The sequence below is a fragment of the Amycolatopsis minnesotensis genome (assembly GCF_039529815.1).
Classification (GTDB): Bacteria; Actinomycetota; Actinomycetes; order Mycobacteriales; family Pseudonocardiaceae; genus Amycolatopsis; species Amycolatopsis minnesotensis.
In genome coordinates, this window is sequence record NZ_BAAANN010000037.1 from 52852 (window position 1) to 68662 (window position 15811).

A 15811-nucleotide genomic window follows, 5' to 3' on the forward strand; every position below is an offset into this window, starting at 1 on the left:
TGTTTCCATCGGCGGACGGCCGGCGTGTCCCGCGCGGCGGCATCCGTTCGGAAAGGGCGTTGTGGAATTCGGGCTCAGTTCTGCCGTGCCCGCTGCACCCACGCGGCGATCTGCGTGCGGTTGGTGAACCCGAGCTTTCCCAGAATGTGGTCGACGTGCGTTTCCGCGGTGCGCCTGGCGATCACCAGCCGATCCGCGATCTCGCGGTTCGTCATCCCGGTCGCGACCAGTTCGGCGATCTCGTTCTCCCGCCTGGTCAGCGGATTCACCGGCACCACCTGGTCGGTGGCGGGCCGCGTGTCCTCGCGGAGCGCGTACCGGACCGCGTCCTCGAACGACAACGCGGTGCCGGTGAGGAACTCCTCGGCGGCCTTTTCCGTGCCGAGCGCCCCGGTCACCAGCTCGATGTCGCGTTCCATCGGCTTGATGAACGCGGTGTAGTTGGCGGGCGAGGCGCCGAGGGTCTGCCACACGGTGGTCGCGGCGCCGAGCAGCGTCGCCGCGCGCACCGGTTCGCCGAGATGTGCGGCGCAGCCCGCTTCCACGGTCAGGGAAAACGCGGTGACCGCGCGGTCGCCGATGCCGTGCTGCAGGTGCAGCAGATCGTGTCCGGCCCGCACGGCTGCTTCGAGATCGCCGAAGAGGTATTCGGCGGCGCTGCTCGACCACAGCGCCCACGAGCGCCAGAACACGTCGCCCTGCGCGACGTAGCGGTCGACGCAGTCGCGCAGCACCTGCCGCCCGCGATCCAGCTCGCCTGCGAGGCTCAGCGCGAGCCCGTAGTTGAAGGTCGACCACAGCTCGCCGGCCAGATCGTGGTGGCGCTTCAGGCTTTCCGCCGCGGTGCGGAACAGCTCGGCCGACCGCTCACCGTCGTTTCCCATCAGCGCGGCGTATCCCCGCACGTGCCGGACGTACGCGCGCGTGACGTCGTCACCGGTCCGCTCGGCGATCTCGTCGGCGATCGTCAACGCCGTGTCGTAACCGTGTTCGTCACCCTGCACGAGGGCGAGGAAGCCGTACATCCACAGGGCGGCCGCCCGGCCGGGCGCCTCCGGCGGCGCGACGTCCATCAGCCTGCCGAGCCAGATCCGGCCCTCGGTGTTGAACCCCCTGATGAGCCAGTACTCCTTGACCACGCGGACCATTTCGAGCCCGACCACGGCTTCTTCCGGGCTGCTCGCGCAGAAGTCCAGCGCGCCGCGCAGGTTGGCGTGCTCGCGGATCAGCCTGCCGATCCAGCTCACCTGGTCGGGGCCGAACCAGTCCGCTTCGAAGCTCCTCGCCAGCTCGTAGTACCAGTCGCGGTGCCGCCGCTTCAGCTCGGTCAGCGTCCCGTCGGCGCGCAGCTTCTCCTCGCCGTACTGCCGGATCGTTTCGAGCATGCGGTACCGCGCGGTGCCCTGGTCCTCTTCCTCGCGGACCAGGATGGACTTGTCGATCAGCCCGTCGAGCAGGTCGAGCACGGCGGAGGCGGGAAGCCCTTCTCCCGCGCAGACGGCTTCCGCGGCGTCCAGGTCGAAGCTGCCGGGGAACACCGAGGCGCGCGCCCACAGCAGCCGTTCCGGCAGCGTGCACAGCTCGTGGCTCCAGTCGGTCAGCGCGCGCAGCGTCTCGTGGCGTGACGGCCCCTGCCGATAGCCGCGCGTGAGCAGGGTGAACCGTCTGTCGAGCCGGTCGGCGAGCTGGCGGACGGACAGCGAGCGCAGCCGCACCGCGGCGAGTTCGATGGCCAGCGGGAGCCCGTCGAGCGCACGGCACAGCCTTGCCACGTCGGCGATGTTGTCGTCGGTCAGCGCGAACGACGGCACCACCGCGGTCGCACGGTCGGCGAAGAGCCGCACCGCGTCGAGCCTGGCGAGCTGGTCGGCGGGCAGCGCGGTGTCCTCGTCACCGGGAACCGCCAGTGGCGGCACCGGCATGACCCGCTCGCCGACCACACCGAGTGACTGGCGGCTGGTCGCCAGGATGACCAGGTCCGGGCACGCCTTGATCAGCGCGTCGGCGAACCAGGCGCACGCGTCGACGAGGTGTTCGCAGTTGTCGAGCACCAGCAGGAGCTTGCGGGCGCGCAGGTTGTCGACCACGACGTCCACCGCGGACCGCGCCGACCGGTCGCCGAGGCCGAGGCTGCTCGCGACCGTGCTGACCAGCAGTTCGGGATCGCGCAGATCGCCGAGCGCGACGAACACGGCGGCACCGCCGAAAGCGGGCTTCACCGCCTCGGCCACCCTGGACGCCAGCCGTGTCTTGCCGACCCCGCCCGGCCCGGTCAGCGTGACCAGCGAAGCCGCCCCGAGCAGGTGTTTCGCCTCCACGGTCTCCAGTTGCCTGCCGACGTAGGTGGTTACCTCGACGTGCGGAGAACTCCTCGGCTGACGTCCCTCGGCCACGGTAGGCACCGTCTCCTCACCACCAGTTGCGCTCGGGAAGATCATAGTGGCGCATCACCCGTTCCGTCGCTCGGCGGAGTCGTCGCGTACGTATGCCGGATACGTACTCTTCCCGATGACCCCCCGCGACGGAATGGGCACTCTGAAGAGCCGTCACGGCAGCCAACGTGGGTTCCGTGGGTACGGAGGAGGACCATGACCGTCATCGACGACACTGTCAGCACTGTCAGCCCTGTCCTTGCCCACGGAGCGGGCGATTTCGCCGGATCGCGGCGGCTGTGGTCGCTGATCCCACCCGACCTCGTCGAGCGCTTCCGGCCGCACGCGACGGCCATGGCCTCGGCGATGGTGCACGAGATCCGGCGCGCGGTGCCGGAGTACGCGCGGCCGCTCGACGGCCCGGTCGGCGAGGACATCAGGCAGGGCGTGCGCCAGGCCGTCCTGTGCGCCTTCAGCGATTTCAGCGGCATTCCCCGGCAGGGCAGCCGCGGCGACTGGATCCGGATGTTCCACCACCTCGGCAGGGTCGAGTTCGCCGAGCGCGGCAACCTCGACTGCCTGCAGACCGCCTACCGCGTCGGCGGGCGCGTCGCGTGGCGGCACCTGTCCGCCTTCGCCCAGCGCCACGGCGTCTCCAGCGAGGTGATCTGCGTCTGCGCCGAGGCGGTCTTCGCCTACGTCGACGAGATCTGCACCCTCTCCGGCGCCGGATACGCGGCCGCGCAGGCCGAAGCGGAGGGCAGCAGGAGCAGGCACCGGCGCGTGCTGCTGGAGCGGATCCTGTCCGGTGCCGCCCGGTCGCCGCGCGCGATGGCCGAACTGGCCCAGTCGGCCGGCTGGCCGCTGCCGTCCGAGGTGACCATGGTCGCGCTGTCCGAAGTAGACGGTCCATTGTGTCTGGTTTCGGCCGACGCCGACATCCTGATGGACCTCGACGGCCCGCAGCCGTACCTGCTGCTGCCCGGTGACGTCCCGGTGCCGGACCCGGCGCTGCCCGAAACTCGTGCCGCGGTGGGGCCGAAGGTGCCGCTCGCCGACGCCGCGACCTCCCTGCGGTGGGCCAGGCGCACGCTCGACCTGATGGGCCGCGGCGTCCTGCCCGGGACCGCGGTGCAGCGCTGGGACGACCACCTCGCGACGATGTGGCTGCATTCGGACCAGTTCCTGCTCTCCGCGATGGCGGCGCGCAACCTGGCGCCGCTCGACGGGCTGACGCCGAAGCAGCGTTCGAGGATGAGCGCGACCCTGCTCGCCTGGCTCAAGGCGAGGGGCGGCGCACCCGACGTCGCCGCCCAGCTCGGTGTGCACCCGCAGACCGCGCGCTACCGGATCCGTCAGCTCGAAGAGCTGTTCGGGAAGAGCCTCGACGATCCGGCGCAGCGCTTCGCGCTCGAAGTCACGCTGCGCGCGCAGCAGTTCGCCGAGGCACCCGGTGATCAGCTCGCCGCCCGCCGCGCGACCGCGTAGCGGACCTGCTGGCGCATCACGATCGTCCCGCCCGGCTCGCGGAGCCGGTCGAGCTCGGCGAGCACGCGACGGCGCACCTCGTCGCGGTGCTCGCCGGGCACGAGCTCCCAGAACACCCGCTGGCCGTGCGACCACGACCACCGCACCCACTGCTCGGGGTCGCGGAAGGTCACGTCGTGCGTCCGCGTCGTCGAGGAGACCTCATCGAAGCCGGCTTCCACCGCGGCGCGGGCGAAGTTTTCGGTGGAGGCGAACGGGCTCGACGGGTTGAGCATCGCCCAGATCATCGACGGCGGCACGAACGGCCGGAAGATCTCTTCGACGCGTCCCCACCTCGGATCGTTGGCACCGAAGCAGGTCACGCCGAGCCGCCCGCCCGGTGCGAGCAGCGCGTGCCACGCGCGCAGTCCGGCCGCGGGGTCCGGCAGGAAGAACACGACGGCGGCGGCCAGCACCACGTCGTACGAAGCGGCGGGCAGCGCGGGTTCCTGCGCGTCCATCACCGCCGCTACGGCGTTCGTGAGACCGCGCCGGTCGATTTCCTGTTCGGTCAGCTCGATCATGCGGGGTGAGAGGTCGATCCCGGTCACCGAGCCCTCGTCGCCGACCCGCTCCGCCGCGGCGAACAGGGCCGCGCCGCGGCCGCATCCCGCGTCGAGCACGCGGTCACCGCTTTCGATCCCGACGTCGGCGAGGAGCTGCTTGGCGAACACCGGGAAGAAGTCGACGCCGACCGCGTCGTAGTTTTCCGAAGAACGGTCGAACAACGCGGCGACGGCGGCCCGCACGTCGCCGCCTTGCTGGTGGGCCTGGTCAACAGTCATGGAATTTCGCCGCCGCTCGGTCGCAGGGGTGGGAAAGGAGTGGAAAGCACGGAAACCCGTCCGGCCCCGTAACGCGGCCGGACGGGTTTCCGCGGTGCTTACTTCCTGGTCAGGTTCAGGTCGAGCGTGTTGCCGTCGCTCTTGACGAACCAGTTGATGTAGTCGGTCAGGCCACCGCAGTCCTTCACCGTGGCCAGCGAGTAGGTTCCGCTCAGCTTCCCGCCCTTGAGCAGGTCGAAGTCCGGGCCCGTCTTCAGGTCACTGGTGGAGGGAGCGGTCGTCTGGCACTTCGGGTCCTGGCTGATCGGCACGCCGAACAGGTTCATCTGGGGCAGGAACACGTCGAACTTCACGTGCGCCACGAAGCCCTTGTCGACCAGTTCGCCCTTCTGCTCGCCGTTCTGGACCACCTTGATGTCCGAGCTGCCCGGCAGGAAGCCCAGCAGCTTGAACTCGGTGTGCGACGGGTCGAGCTTCAGGTCGCCGGTGAAGGTCTTCTTGCCGAGGTCCGCGTCCGCGTCGAAGGAACCCTTGATCGGCGCGGTGCTGCCGAGGGCCTTCAGCGCGGTCTCGCCGTCGATGCCGTAGCTCATCTTGACGCCACCGGTGCCGGGAGGCGTGGTCGGCGGTGTCGTCGGTGTCGTCGGGTCAGTGGGGGGCGTGGTGGGGTCCGTCGGCTTGGTCGGCGGCGTGGTCGGGTCGGTCGGCGTGCCGCCGCCCTCGCCGATCTTGATCGTCTTCAGCACCGCGTTCTGGCCCGCGTCCTGCTTGCACGGGGCCGTGATGGTGCCGTCGGGGGTGATCGAAGTGACCGAGCCGTCGGCCTTGCGGGGGGTGACCTTGAGCTCGAGGTCGCCCACCGTGATCTTCGCTTCGCCTGGCTTCTGGAAGGTCAGCGACGGGGTCTTGCCCTGCACGTTGATCGGCAGTTCGCCGCTCGCCGGGATGTTGGTCTTCGGGACCTCCATCGGCACCTTGACCGGCAGCGTGATGCCCGGTGCCTCCACCGACGCGTTGGCCAGCGCCTGGCCCTCGATGGTCGTCGCACCGATCAGGCCGAGGCCGCTCACGGTGTCCGCGTTGACCGTCGCGGTCGACTTGATGTCGAACGCGCCGGTCGGCTTGCCGACATCGATCGAGTCCGGCAGGTCGGTGTTGATGACGACCTTCATCCCCTGCGATCCGACGAGCGGGTAGTCGCAGTGGTAGTTGAGCGTCAGGCTCACCGGCGACGCGGCACTGGTCTGCGCGCCGACGACCAGTGACACCGCGACCAGTCCGGTCGCGCCGACAGCCGCGGCGGCCGCCAGCGCTTTCCTTCTAATAGGGCTACTCACGAATAATCCTTCCGTAGTATCAGCGGTGATACAAAACGGCGTGGAAATGCACGCGCACCGGGGAATCCGGGATGCGATCACAGTTAACGACCTCGCCGCGCGGGCGGCAAGAGCTGCCGTGAGAAAAGTTACTTCCGGTTCGGAAATTATCATCCCGGTTCGTCCGGTTGTGGTGGTCACTAGCAGCGCAACGAGGAGTTTTCCCAGGAAGCGGGCCGCCTGGAAACCCGCCGCCGGATGACAAACCGGGTGCGGAGAACTCGTGCCAGGATGACAAAGACGCCGGGCCCGCAATTCTTCTGCCGCCATGAGCATGCCGGTTTCGGCGGTCTCCCGCCATGTCGTGCTCGTCTCGCTATTCGCGGTGCGAGTGGTGAGAAGTGTTGCTAGGCTGCTCGGCCGGAACAGATCGTTCAGAGCAGGGCGAACCACTCGCGCACAGCGTCGACACCGCCGTTGCCGAGCGCGACCATGAGCGCACACCTGGCCTGCGACGATGCCAGCCCGCGCGCGCTGATCGCGCCGACCCTCGTGGCGAGCCCGGTTTCGTACGGTGCCGGCTCGGCCGCGCCGGGACGGGTGTGGGCGCGCGCGGCGAGCACCACCGGGATGTCCCATCCGGTCAGCTCGTCGATGGTGGTGAGCAGGTCCACCGGCACGTTCCCGGCGCCGGTGCCTTCTAGCACTATCCCGCGCGCGCCGGCGTCGACGACCGTGCTGAGCAGCACGGGCGGCATACCGGGGTAGGTCCTCAGCAGGGCCACGTCGGTTTCGGGGAGATCCGTGGTTCGCGGGGGCCTCGGCGGTGCGAGAGCGGTGATTTCGGCTCGCTCGCCCATGATCCGGCCCAGCGGTGGCCGCGGCGAGGACGAAAACGGCGTCGCCACCGTGGTGTCCACAAGGGACACCCAGCGCGCCGCGTGCAGCTCGCCGCCCGCGCAGACCACGGCGCCGAGCCCGCGCAGCGCGGGATCGGCGGCGGCCAGTACCGCGTCACGGAGGTTGGCCGCCCCGTCGCTCGCGGGATCGTCGAGGTGCCGGACGGCGCCGGTGAACACGATCCCGCCGCGTTCGGCCGCGGCATCGGCGAGCAGATCGGCGAGATAGGCGGTCTCGCACAAGGTATCGACGCCGTGCGCGACGACGACGCCGGAGCAGTGCTCGTCGAGGATGGCCGCGCGCACCCGCCGCGCCAGCGCGAGCATCGTCGCGGGTGAGGTGTCCCAGCTCGGTTCGGCCATCATGTCCTCGGCGCGCACGTCCGCGCCGAGGATGCCGGGCCGGACACGGGCGACGAGGTCGAAGCACGGTTCGACGCCGCCGCGATGCTGCGCGATGGTGTCGCCGGTCGAGACTACGAGCACGCGCTTCATCAGCAGACCCCCGTCATGATCGCGGCCAGCAAGGCGAGCAGGAGCGCGGAACCGAGCAGCGCGATCCTGTGCCGTGTGCGCACGTCAGTCATCCGCGCCGAGTCCGGTGTGCCGCTCGAGCCGGGTCAGTCGGTCCAGGACCGGTTTCAGCTCGGCGCGGATCGTCGCGGCGAGCGGGTTGGCCGTGCTGTTCCGCTGCAGGTGCGCGTACCCGGTCAGCGCGGCGACCACCGCGCGGCGTGCGGAACGCTGGTCGACCCCGAGCCCGCGCAGCACTTCCCCGGCCGTGCCGTCGGGCTCGGCGAGCAGCCCGAGCAGCAGGTGCTCGCAACCGACGTAGTTGTGCCCCAAGGAAATCGCTTCGACGACGGTCAGTTCGAGCGCGTTGGCGGCGGGCCCGCTGAACCGGTTCGCCGCGGATTTCCCCTGCTCGACGGGCAGCCCGGCCGCCACCGCGCCGGGATCGACTTCGAGCGAGGGCAGGATCTGCAGGGCGAGGTTCGAGCCCTCGGCCAGCACTCCGTGCAGCAGGTGCTCGGTGCCCACCGACGGGGCGCCCGCTTCCCGTGCCTTCTCGATCCCGAGCCTGATCGAAGTGCGGGCGCGTTCGGTGAACTGGACGAGTTTGGCGGTCGGGTCCTCGGCCCCCAGGTCACCGAGCACGGTCGAGCGGATGGCGGTCACCCTGCGCACCGACAGTTCGAGGGCCTGCTGGCAGATGGCCGAGACCGGCAGGCCGGTTTCCTTGACGCTCTCGGCCAGCTCGTCCGGCAGGTACACGTTGATCTTTGGCATACCCCCATATATACCCCCTCATGGGGTCATATTCAAGGGTGTGCGGCCGGTGCGATCGTCCGGATCATGCTTGCCGAGCTGCATCTGCACTTCCACGGTTGTGTCCGTGCCACCGCGCTGCTGCGGCACCTGGCGGAAAGCGACGACGGGCGGTGGGACTCACCCCGTGCACCGGTTCCTGTCCGCGGGGTTGCCGGTCGTGGTCTCCTCCGACGATCCCGGCATCTTCGGCACCACGCTCGCCGCCGAGCTGGACTGGGTGTGCGAGCAGACCGGTGGTGGGAGGTGCTCACCGGGCGGGTCGCGCGGTAGCGGTCCACAAAGGACTTCTCTGGCCGTACTCCGCCTTCGCTGGAAGAATGCGCTGATGTGGAAGGCACTGGTTCGACGCGCGGCGGGATTCGGGCAGCTCCACTGGTTCTGGCAAGCGGGCGGGGACCGGCGCGCGGTCGCGATGGGTGCGTTGCGGCGGTCCGCGCCGTGACGGAACTCGTTCGGCCCGGGTGAAGGAGCGCGGCGTGGAACTGCCGGTCTCACGACGGTGGGCGGTCGGCGCGCTGCTCGCGCTGACCATGGCCACCGGGGTCATCGATGCGGTTTGCTATCTGCGTCTCGGCAAGGTCTTCGTGGCGAACATGACCGGGAACATCGTGTTCCTCGGGGTCTCGTTGTCGCCGGGAACCGGATTCTCGATCGCGGGGTCGCTGGTGGCGCTCGCCGGCTTCGTCATCGGTGCCGCCGTGGGCGGGCGGCTCGGGCGCAGGTTCCGCGGGAGCCCGCGACGATGGCTCGGGCTCGCGTTCGGCGTGGAGTCCGCGGTGCTGCTGGTGATCGCCGCGCTGGTGCTGGTGGGCGTGCTCGACGGTGCGGGCCCGGTGCTCGTCAAGGTGTTCGTCGGGGTGCTCGGCGTCTGCTTCGGTTTCCAGAACGCGACCATCCTGGTGCTTTCGCCGCCGGATCTGACCACGACCGTGCTCACCAGGACGCTCACCGGGCTGGTCGCGGACGGGGTGCTCGGTGGTGGGAAGGACGCGAAGATCCATCGCCGTCTCGGGTCGGTGGTGGCGATTTTCGCGGGTGCTGGGGTGGGAGCGCTTCTGTTGCGGGTGAGCTTTTCCGGCACGCTCCTGTTTGCCGTCGTACTTGTCGCTTCTGCGGGGCTGGTGTTCGTTCTTGCGCCGGATTAGCCGGGGTGGTTGGTGTCGCTCGCGTGTTTTGGTGGATCTCGTTTTTCTCGCGTGTTTGGGGGGCGCGGTGAGGGTTTCAAGCGCGCCTGCGGCGCGCCGTGGGGAACTGTCGCTCCTCGGTGCGGGTCGCGTCGTTGGTCACCAGCGACAGTTCCCCACGGAACGGAATTCTTTGGTCGCCTTGGTGTGCCGTTCCCGACGCATTGTCGGTCCCGGTTGTTGGTTGGCTTTCGTGTCGTTGTGGTTCCGTTGTGGCAAGCTGTGATATTTTGTGTACCTGATTGGGTGACGGAAATTGTTTTGCGGGGCGGTAGAATTGTGGCGTGTCTACTGAAGACGAGTTTTATCGGGTTCGTATGCTTTCTGACTCTGCGGCTCGGCGGTTGCGGGTTATTCGGTATCAGCAGGCGATGTTGCTGCGCGAGATGGCGGAGATGGAGCAAGTGTCCTCACGAAGATCGACGGTGGGGCAGGTGGGGTTGCTGCATGCTGTGACGCACGCTGCGGCGGAGCGGAAGGTGGCGCTCGCTGACGCGTTGACCTCATACCTGCCCTGCACCCTGGCGGCGATGGAAGCGGGACTCATTGACGAGTATGCGGCCTCCCGTGTTTTTGAGGCGACCGCGTGTGTGTCTGAGGGGGTGGCTGCTGAGGTTGACTCGTTGTTGGCGGGGAGGTTCGAGAATCGGAATCCGCCCGCACTGCGGAGGTTGGTCAACTCATTGCTGATGCGAGTTGACCCTGAAGGATATGAGCGGCGACGGCAAGAGAAAGTGGCGGCGCGTCGGTTGGAAATCCGGCATGGGGATCACGGGTCGTCCACCCTGTTCGCGGAGTTGCCGTCGGATCGGGCGCAGGCGCTCTACGCCGCCTGTGACCGGGACGCGCTGGCGAAGAAGCGGCAAGGTGACAAGTGCACCATGGATCAATTGCGCTTGGATGCACTGGTCGAGCGGTGTCTGGGTGGTCATGGGTGTGCGGGGAAGCCGAAGGCGCAGATCTTCGTGCACATCGACCTGCCAACCCTGCTGGGACTGCGCGACAATCCGGGCGAGCTGACGGGGTGTGGTGACATCTCACCGGAGATGGCGCGGGCGATCGCATTTGACGCCGACTCGGTCTGGAACCGGATCATCGACGAACCCATGACCGGCCTGCCCGTCGACCTCGGCCGGGAAAACTACCGGCCGCCGAGCGCCATGCGGAAGTACCTCCACGTCACGCACCGGACGTGCAGCATGCCGGGGTGCACCCGGCCCGCCCAGTACACCGACCTCGACCACGCACAGGCTTGGAAAGACGGCGGCGGAACCGACAAAGCGAACTTCCGGCCGCTGTGCCGGACCCACCACGTACTGCGCGACGAACCGGGGTGGCAGTTCGTCACCGGTGACGACGGTGTGCTCACCGTCGTCGCGCCGGACGGGCGGAGCTACAGCGAAGGGCCGCCGCTCGACCTTTCCCTGCCACCCGATGGGAATGTCACGCGACCGCGCCCGCGCGTTTGACGTGGCGGGTGACGGGCAAGGTGTCCAGGCGCAGTACGCCGTCGAGGGCGCCGATGCCGGTGGTCAGGTAGTCGTACTATTTCGTGCGCGCCCGTCGCTGAGGCGCCCGGCTCAGTTCCGGGCGAAATAGCGAAGGGTGACGATGCCGGAGCCGTGCGACCTGCTGTGCACCAGTTCCAGGTTCGCGCGTTGCGCGAGATCGGTGAACAGCGGCCGCCCTTCGCCGAGTGCGACCGGGTAGAGCTTGATCCAGTACTCGTCGACGACATCGGCACCGACGAACCGCTGCACGGTCGAGCTGCCGCCGAACAGGACCATGTCCCGGCCCGGCTTGTCCTGCAGTGCGGCGATCTCGGCCGCGATGTCACCGCTCGCCAGCCGTGACGGTTCGCCGACCTCGGTCAGCGAGCGGGAGAAGACGACGCGCGGGGTGCTGATCATCCACCTCGCGAAGTCGGCGAGCGCGGGCGGGCCGGCCGGGTCGGTGGCCTGCGCGCCGAAGTTCTCGTCGATGGCGTGGTGGAAGACGCGGCCCGTGAGGATGGTGTCCACGCGCTCGCGCAACTCGTCGGAAAGCTCCTGGTTCATCCTGGCGTCCGGGAGCATCCAGTCGAGTTCGCCGTTCGGGCCCGCCGTGTAGCCGTCGAGAGTGGCGTTGACGTAGAGAATGACCTTGCGCATCGGGCTTTCTCCTGTTCAGCGGTGTTCCGTTGCCTTCGGAGAAAGCTTCGCGCGTTTCGGGTGGCGCAACATCGGCCACCTGGCAGAGACGACGGACGGGGTGGGGGCGCCGGGCGCCCCCACCCCGGGGTCAGCGGGTGACCGCGCCCGTCTTCGGATCGAGCGGCAGCTTCCCGCCCGAGGGCCACCAGAGGTCGAGCATGTTCCACATCCCGCCGGCGCGGGCGTCGAACGAGGAGTCGCCGATCCGGCCGGTGAGCCAGTTGTCCTCGATGAACCGCAGCACCGAGGCCTGGTCGGTGTGCGTGTGATCGACGAAGTTCACCTTGCTGTACGGCGAGATCACCATCAGCGGGAGCCGGGGGCCGTATCCGCAGCGGTCGGCGTAGGAGCCCTGCGTGGTCGGCTTCCCGGTGCAGACCGCCTGGTCCTGCTCGGCGTCGTGCGAGCCGTTCACGACCCGGGAGCGCACGTGGTCGTACCAGCCGTCGGAATCGTCGTAGGCGAGCACGACCGCGGTGGAACGCCACTCCGGTGACCGCTGGATCCGGTTGATCTCGTCGACGACGAACTGCTGCTCGTCGAGCGGGTCCGAATAGCCCGCGTGCCCGTCCTGGTATTCGGGTGCCTTCAGGAAGCTCACCGCGGGCATGGACCCTGCCTTCAGCGAGTCGTTGAAGTCGCTGACGTCGTACTGGTGGTTCGCCTGGTCCGACTGGCCGATGGCGTGCACCGACGACGGCGGCACGTGCTTCGGGTTCGCCGTCGACGGGTAGTACTGGAACGGCTCGTGGTGCGGGCTGTAGTCCACGGAGGACTGACCGCCGACGTTGGCGTGCTTCTGCCCGCACACCGAATACCCGTTGGCGGTGCCGGTCGGCCGGAACCCGCCCTGGAACCAGCCCCAGGTCACGTGCCGCTGGTTGAGCAGGTCGCCGATGTTGCGGCCGTGCATGGTGGCCAGGTTGTCCTTGGCGGTGTGGTTCTTGTCCGAGCAGTCGTCCCACGCGGGCTCGGGATCGTTGATCATGGTGCCGACGCCGTGCTCGTCCGGCGACTGGACGGCGTAGTCGTCGGAGACCGGCTCGTGGGTCACCGGGTCGACGGCCTGCACGCCGTGGGTGTTGCCCGAGATCAGGTTGATCGCGCCGGGCGTGGACGGCCCGAAGTTCGTGTTGAACGAGTTGTCGTTCAGCGCGTAGTGCTGTGCGTAGTTCCACATGCCGGTGACGGTGTTGCCGTCGTAGTAGTCCATCACCAGACCGGGCTCGCCGAACAGGACCGGCTGGCCGGTGCACTTGTCCGTCTCGGTCTTCTCGACGAACTTGTCCATCTTGCCGCCGTTGAACGCGGCCTGCTCCGCACCGTAGTTGTGGTTCTGGTCGCAGGTCAGCGCCTGCTCGTGGGTGAGGCGCTTCGGGTTGTACGCGTTCGGGTTGTTCGTCAGCAGCTCGTGGCTCAGCCCGTCGACCTTCGGGGTGTGCCGTGCCGCCTGGAACGGCGTGCCGTCGGTGTTGGCCGCGTTCGGGTAGGTGCCGAAGTAGTGGTCGAACGAGATGTTCTCGCCGAAGATCACCACCACGTGCTTGATCGGGCTGACCGTCGGCAGCCAGTCCGCGGGCAGCGCGTGCGAGGGCTGCGCGGGCACCGCCGTCGCCGCCGAGCCCGCGGTGACGGCGAGCACGGCTACCGAGGCGAGCGCGCCGACGCCGTACAGGCGCCGCCGTCGCCGCCTGCCGAATCCTTTGTCCACTGTGGATCCTCCTGATCTGGTCGTCCGTGGTCAGGCGAGCATCGCCCTGCCGTAGTGGTCGTCGGGGCCGGTCACGCCGGGCAGCGCGAAGAAGTAGCCGCCGCCGAACGGGGAGATGTAGTCGACCAGCGGTTCGTCGGCGAGCCTGGTCTGCACCGCCTCGAACTGGCGCTCGAGGTCCTGCTGGTAGCAGGTGAAGATCAGGCCCATGTCCAGGTTGCCGTTGGTGTCGATGCCGCGGTCGTAGTTGACCGAGCGGCGCAGGATCCGGCTCGCGTCCGTCTCCGGGGTGCGGGGATTGGCTTTGCGGATGTGGCTGGTCAGCGGGATCACCGTGCCGATCGGGTCCTCGGCGAACCGCGGCACGTCGTTCTCCTCCGCGCCGTCGAGCGGGGCGCCGGTGTCGCGCCTGCGGCCGAACATGTTCTCCTGTTCGGCGATCGAGACCCGGTCCCAGAACTCGACCAGCATCCGGATCAGCCGGATCACCTGGTAGCTGCCTCCAGCGGTCCACGGGGGCTCGCCGCCGCCTGCCGTCCACACGAGACGGTCCACTTCGGACTCCGACGGGTTCGAGGTACCGTCCTTGAAACCCATCAGGTTGCGGGGTGTGCCGGAAGGACGCGGCTGAGAGCTGAAGCCGGCCAGCTTCCATCGGAGCTGCATCCCGCCTCGGGTCGCCCGCGTGATGTCGCGCAACGCGTGCAGCACGGTGTCGGTCGAGCCGGCGGACAGGGTGAGGCTGAGATCGCCGTGGCACTGCGCCGCTTCCAGCGCGTCGTTGGGGAACGTCGCCATCGGCTTGAGCTTCGCCGGTTTGCGCGCGGCGAGCCCGTACCGGTCGTCGAACAGCGACACGCCGACGCCGACGATCACCGACAGGTCGCCCGCGGGCACGACCGGGCCCAGCACACCGGAATCCGTCGGTGGCGCGGTGATCCCCATCGCGGAGGGTGTACCGCCGCTGGTGAGGAACCGGGCGCGGTCGGTCGTCGCGCGCAGGAGGTCGGTCAGCTCGGCCCGGTTGTCCGCGACGACGTCGAACGCGGCCACGACGCTCTGCGCGGCCGGTTCGCGCAGGATGCCCGCCTGCCGCGACCCGTGGAACGGCACCGGCGCCGGGCCGGTGGCCGCGCTGCTGGCCGTGCCGAGCCCGGCCGCGGTCAGCCCGGCGGCGGTCGTTCCTGCCGCGGCCCGCCGCAGGAACGACCGCCGGGGGAGGCCCGTCACGAGACCCTCCGCGGCTCGGCGATGGCGGCGATCGGGGCGAGCTGTTCGGTCAGCTCGCTCACGTCACCGTTGAGCTTGCGTCGCTGCTTCTCGCCGAGCTGCCCCACCGGCGTCCACGACCCGTCCGGTTTCCGCGCGCCGTCCAAAGCGGACTGGGTGCGGTCCAGCCAGGAGTCCACGGTGGACAGTCCGGGGTAGCGCGGTGCGAGCAGCGGGCGGAGCACGTCGAGCACCGCGCGGGTGCCGTCGAGATTGGCGCGCGCGGTGGCGAGGTTCGTGCCGCTGCCGTAGTCGGTGCGGCCGGTGAGTTCGAACTGCAGGGTGTTCTCCATGATCTCGTGGGCGCGCAGCGCCAGGTCGTTGCCGTCCACCTGGCTGTCGCCGAACGACTGCCGCAGCGCCCGCGCGTCGGTGTCGAGCTGATCGGCGACCGCGCCGAGCGCCCCGAGGTCCTCGTCGTGCCACAGGCCGGATTCGAGCCGGTGGAACCCGGTGAACCCGGGGTCCGCCGCCCCGCCGGGCAGCCCGTCGGTGGTGCCGTTGAGCGCGCCGTCGGAGTCGCCGAACGCGTCGTAGGCGGCGCCGAGGCGTTCGTAGGCGAGGTGCGCGGTGAGCCACGCCGCGCGGCTCGCGGCGCGGTCGCCCCGGTGTACCGCGTCCTTGAGCGTGCCGGTGTTCGCGACCAGCTCGCCCAGTCCCGCGGTCACGTGCTCGTGGTACTTCTTCAGCGGTTCCAGCAGGTCGTTGCGCGTCACCGGGGCGACACCGGGGGAGCGCTCCGCCCCGCCGCGCACCGTGGCGACCGGGCCGACGATCGCCGAGGAGTCCTCCGGCAGGCACCGGAAGGCGTAGGCGCCGTTGCCGAGCGTCACCCGGAGCGGCCGCGTCGTCTGGGCGCCGAGCCCCTCGACCTCGCCGTAGATCACCCCGGTCGCCGGGTCGATCAGGTCGACCTCCGCGGTCACCGAGCCGACGTTGTGCAGCCGGAAGGTCTGCGGGCCCGGTCTCGGATCGGCCCACCCCGTCCCGCAGGCCGAGCGCGACACCGTGATCTCGGGGTCGGTGGCTGCCGCGTCCTCCGGCCACAGCGCGACCGCGGCCACCGCCACCACGACGACGGCGACCACGGCACCCGCGATCCACCTGGCGCGGACAGCTCCGGGCACGCACACGCTCCTGCCACTCGAATGGGTTATCGAGGGCATTATGCGAGCCGGAAAGGGGACAGGGGTAGCCGCCATAAGGACCGTGCGCGGAATTCAC

13 protein-coding genes are annotated in these 15811 nt (G+C 69.3%); 4 read left to right on the forward strand and 9 right to left on the reverse strand.

The features are described from left to right. Positions 1-74 precede the first annotated feature (74 nt). Positions 75-2393 carry an ATP-binding protein gene (locus ABD256_RS34525; protein ID WP_344428846.1) on the reverse strand — a complete coding sequence of 773 codons (2319 nt, stop codon included), beginning with the start codon at positions 2391-2393 and terminating at the stop codon, positions 75-77. 195 nt (positions 2394-2588) lie between these two features. On the opposite strand from ABD256_RS34525, the gene ABD256_RS34530 reads away from it, so the two are divergent. After that, complete coding sequence (locus ABD256_RS34530; RefSeq protein ID WP_344428848.1) at positions 2589-3860, forward strand: PucR family transcriptional regulator; 1272 nt, start codon at positions 2589-2591, stop codon at positions 3858-3860. Here ABD256_RS34530 and ABD256_RS34535 read toward each other — a convergent pair. The 4 genes from ABD256_RS34535 to ABD256_RS34550 form a co-directional block, all read right to left on the reverse strand. Then, positions 3830-4684, reverse strand: a complete 855-nt coding sequence (locus tag ABD256_RS34535) for a class I SAM-dependent methyltransferase (RefSeq protein WP_344428850.1) — start codon at positions 4682-4684, stop codon at positions 3830-3832. The genes ABD256_RS34530 and ABD256_RS34535 overlap by 31 nt on opposite strands. Before the next feature lie 98 nt (positions 4685-4782). Beyond that, positions 4783-6021: a DUF6801 domain-containing protein gene (locus tag ABD256_RS34540; RefSeq protein ID WP_344428852.1), complete on the reverse strand. Its 1239-nt coding sequence runs from the start codon at positions 6019-6021 to the stop codon at positions 4783-4785. A 413-nt stretch (positions 6022-6434) separates the two neighbouring features. Continuing rightward, positions 6435-7394: an asparaginase gene (locus ABD256_RS34545; RefSeq protein WP_344428854.1), complete on the reverse strand. Its 960-nt coding sequence runs from the start codon at positions 7392-7394 to the stop codon at positions 6435-6437. Between the two features lie 84 nt (positions 7395-7478). Further along, entirely contained in the window at positions 7479-8189 is a 711-nt protein-coding gene (locus tag ABD256_RS34550; RefSeq protein WP_344428856.1) for a Clp protease N-terminal domain-containing protein, read from the reverse strand. Between the two features lie 166 nt (positions 8190-8355). Between ABD256_RS34550 and ABD256_RS34555 the strand changes: the two genes are divergently transcribed. From ABD256_RS34555 to ABD256_RS34565, 3 genes are all read left to right on the forward strand, one after another. Beyond that, positions 8356-8673 (forward strand): hypothetical protein, encoded by a 318-nt coding sequence (locus ABD256_RS34555; protein WP_344428858.1) that lies wholly within the window; start codon positions 8356-8358, stop codon positions 8671-8673. Positions 8674-8707: 34 nt separating this feature from the next. Next, the gene (locus ABD256_RS34560; RefSeq protein ID WP_344428860.1) at positions 8708-9376 is read left to right on the forward strand and encodes a YoaK family protein; all 669 of its coding nucleotides are present in this window, start codon (positions 8708-8710) and stop codon (positions 9374-9376) included. A gap of 323 nt (positions 9377-9699) precedes the next feature. Then, a complete protein-coding gene (locus tag ABD256_RS34565) occupies positions 9700-10884 on the forward strand; it encodes an HNH endonuclease signature motif containing protein (RefSeq protein WP_344428862.1) in 1185 nt (394 codons plus the stop codon). A gap of 111 nt (positions 10885-10995) precedes the next feature. Here ABD256_RS34565 and ABD256_RS34570 read toward each other — a convergent pair whose 3' ends face one another. The 4 genes from ABD256_RS34570 to ABD256_RS34585 all read right to left on the reverse strand — a co-directional run bounded on the left by ABD256_RS34570 (position 10996) and on the right by ABD256_RS34585 (position 15714). Beyond that, a complete protein-coding gene (locus tag ABD256_RS34570) occupies positions 10996-11565 on the reverse strand; it encodes a dihydrofolate reductase family protein (protein ID WP_344428864.1) in 570 nt (189 codons plus the stop codon). A gap of 130 nt (positions 11566-11695) precedes the next feature. Further along, positions 11696-13318: a phospholipase C gene (locus ABD256_RS34575; protein WP_344428866.1), complete on the reverse strand. Its 1623-nt coding sequence runs from the start codon at positions 13316-13318 to the stop codon at positions 11696-11698. Positions 13319-13348: 30 nt separating this feature from the next. Next, positions 13349-14548, reverse strand: a complete 1200-nt coding sequence (locus ABD256_RS34580; RefSeq protein WP_344428868.1) for a Dyp-type peroxidase — start codon at positions 14546-14548, stop codon at positions 13349-13351. Next, the gene (locus ABD256_RS34585) at positions 14545-15714 is read right to left on the reverse strand and encodes an EfeM/EfeO family lipoprotein (protein ID WP_344428870.1); all 1170 of its coding nucleotides are present in this window, start codon (positions 15712-15714) and stop codon (positions 14545-14547) included. The genes ABD256_RS34580 and ABD256_RS34585 overlap by 4 nt, the downstream gene beginning before the upstream one ends. Positions 15715-15811: the final 97 nt, after the last annotated feature.

Bases quoted from the DNA above. Each gene is read 5' to 3' on its own strand.
- ABD256_RS34530 (WP_344428848.1), top strand. From the start codon at position 2,589: ATGACCGTCATCGACGACACTGTCAGCACTGTCAGCCCTGTCCTTGCC.
- ABD256_RS34535 (WP_344428850.1), bottom strand. From the start codon at position 4,684: ATGACTGTTGACCAGGCCCACCAGCAAGGCGGCGACGTGCGGGCCGCC.
- ABD256_RS34545 (WP_344428854.1), bottom strand. From the start codon at position 7,394: ATGAAGCGCGTGCTCGTAGTCTCGACCGGCGACACCATCGCGCAGCAT.
- ABD256_RS34550 (WP_344428856.1), bottom strand. From the start codon at position 8,189: ATGCCAAAGATCAACGTGTACCTGCCGGACGAGCTGGCCGAGAGCGTC.
- ABD256_RS34570 (WP_344428864.1), bottom strand. From the start codon at position 11,565: ATGCGCAAGGTCATTCTCTACGTCAACGCCACTCTCGACGGCTACACG.